General features: G+C 69.8%; 1 protein-coding gene. It reads right to left on the reverse strand.

The genetic code is table 11. The features are described 5' to 3' along the window. Nucleotides 1–67 precede the first annotated feature (67 nt). The gene (locus tag AB0D59_RS51085; protein ID WP_362580079.1) at nucleotides 68–1285 is read right to left on the reverse strand and encodes an IS110 family transposase; all 1218 of its coding nucleotides are present in this window, start codon (nucleotides 1283–1285) and stop codon (nucleotides 68–70) included. Between the last annotated feature and the right edge of the window lie 260 nt (nucleotides 1286–1545).

The raw sequence follows: 1545 nt of genomic DNA on the forward strand, positions 1-1545 counted from the left end.
GGGGGTGCCTCTATGTCCTTCGTCAAGGCACTCCTGTCGGGTTTGGGGTGATTCGGGCTTGCTGGGGTTATGCGGCGAGCTCGACGTCCGCGGGCGTGCGGGATTCGTAGAAGGTGCCGTCTCGGAGCATGGCGAACAGGACGCTGACGCGTTGGCGGGCGAGGCGGAGGAGGGCCTGGGTGTGGGTTTTGCCGCGGGCGCGTTGCTTGTCGTAGTAGGTGCGGGAGGCGGGATCGGCGTTCATGCAGGCGAAGGCGGAGAGGAACATGGCGCGTTTGAGCTGGCGGTTGCCGCCTCGCGGCGCGTGTTCGCCGTGGATCGAGGTCCCCGACGACTTCGTGGTCGGGGCGAGTCCGGCGTAGGAGGCCAGGTGGGCGGCGCTCGGGAAGCTGGTGCCGTCGCCGACGGTGACCAGCAGGACGGCGGCGGTCCTGACGCCGACGCCGGGCATCGACGTCAGGACCGGGGAAAGAGGGTGGGCCTCCAGCAGGGCGTTGATCTGGGCTTCCAGGGCCCGGCGCTGTTCGTGGACAGCGGCGAGAGAGCGGGCCAGGGAGGGCACGACGATGTCGAGGGTGCCGGTCCCCGGGACCACGACGGTCTGCTCGTCCAACGCCTCGAAGACGTCGTCGATCAGCCGCTGGGCCATGCGCGGGGCCTTGGGCCGGATGAGCTCGACGAGTCTGCGGCGGCCGGCTTTGCGCAGTGCGGCCGGGGAGCCGTAGCGCTCGAGCAGCCAGGGGATGGCCTGGTGGTCGAGGCGGGGGCCCAGGACGCGCTCCAGCGACGGGTGGAACTGGGTGAGCAGGCCGCGTATGCGGTTGGAGGTGCGGGTGGCCTCGGCCGCGAGGTCCTGGTCGAAGCCGACGAGGACCGTGAGCTCGGCGGTGATCTCGTCGGTGAGCTCCAGCGAGCGCAGGGTGTGCGGCATGGTCCGGGCCGCATCCGCGATGACCGCAGCGTCCTTGGCATCGGTCTTGGCCTCGCCCGGATACAGGTCGGCGATCCGCCGCATCGCGAGTCCGGGCAGGTAGGCGACTTTGCAGCCCGCGTCCCGGGCGACCGTGAGCGGGAGGGCTCCGATGGAGGCGGGCTGGTCCACGATCACCAGGACGGTGCCGAACTTCGCGGCCAGTTTGTCGAAGACGGCCCGCAGTTTCGGCTCGCTGTTGGGCAGCTGCTTGTCGAAGACCTTCTTCCCGGCCGGAGTCAGCCCGTGCCCGTGATGAGAGCTCTTGCCGACGTCCAGGCCGAGGAACACGCCCACGTCTTCGGTGTCGAACATCGCGCCCTTCCAGGAAAGTTGAACGTGCCGGCCTCGGCAGCGGTGTCGTACGCGCGCATCCACGTTATGCAGACCTGCCGCCCGCGAGCTGTCCGGCGTTGCGCCGGACCGGGCGGTGGCCGGACCTCTCATCAGCGTCTCCGACGGCACCTCCCGGGCCCGGTGACACCACCCCCCAGGTCATCCGTTCGACAGGGGGACACAGTCATGCCGGGCCCGGAGGCCAGCGGCCCTCTTGCAGGACCGCGGAAAACATAACG

The organism is Streptomyces sp. NPDC048417 (genome assembly GCF_040651615.1).
Lineage (GTDB): Bacteria > Actinomycetota > Actinomycetes > Streptomycetales > Streptomycetaceae > Streptomyces.

What these genes read in the sequence shown, in the direction of transcription:
- AB0D59_RS51085 (WP_362580079.1), bottom strand. Translation starts at nt 1,285, where the DNA reads ATGTTCGACACCGAAGACGTGGGCGTGTTCCTCGGCCTGGACGTCGGC.